The organism is Luteimonas sp. A611 (assembly GCF_054072715.1).
This window is the reverse complement of sequence record NZ_JBSVRP010000019.1, coordinates 1-574: the sequence shown is the minus strand read 5'-3', so window position 1 is coordinate 574 and position 574 is coordinate 1. Positions and strand designations below refer to the sequence as shown.

Genomic DNA, 574 nt, shown 5'->3' with positions numbered 1-574 from the left:
AGGCGTTAGGCACCAATGGCAGCACCGTCGATGATTGAAGAAATTAACTCTTGCAAGAACCTATTCTTGGCGGAGATCTCCGAGCCAGAGACCAATTCTCTTCGCCTGCTCATCTCAGAGGGACGCGTTTCGGTGCATGAGGAGACTTGGGACATCGCGGGCGTGCCGTTGCCCGGTGTCAGATCCATCGACGTTACCGCCGAATCCAAGCACTTTGAGCTTATCTGGTCTTGCTACATTAGCTACGCCATTCGAGACGAGTCCTATTGTTCGTGGGACAAAGAGGAGGATTGGGTTGGTTCTTCCTTCAGGGTCTACTCACGATCAAAGTTCCTCGACTTTGTCGCCAACGGCACCTTTGCAACGTCGGAGTACCCGGGTCCGTTCAAGCACTACGAGATTGTTTGTCTTGACCACATCATTGACGTGGCATCAGAAGAGGCGCCTACAGTGCGTCGGATTGGTGCCTAACAATGCGTTCAAGCCGACACCGCATCGGGGCGCAAACCACATGGCAGGTACAGCTTGCCATGTGCTTCACACCCCGCTGCGGCGCGGCTTAACTTAGGCGTTA

General features: G+C 54.2%; 1 protein-coding gene. It reads left to right on the top strand.

All coding sequences use genetic code 11. From position 1 onward, the window contains the following. The first annotated feature begins 30 nt into the window (after positions 1–30). On the top strand, positions 31–471 hold the full coding sequence (locus ACW5EG_RS17055; RefSeq protein ID WP_457020497.1) for a hypothetical protein: 441 nt from the start codon (positions 31–33) through the stop codon (positions 469–471). The last annotated feature ends 103 nt before the right edge of the window (positions 472–574 follow it).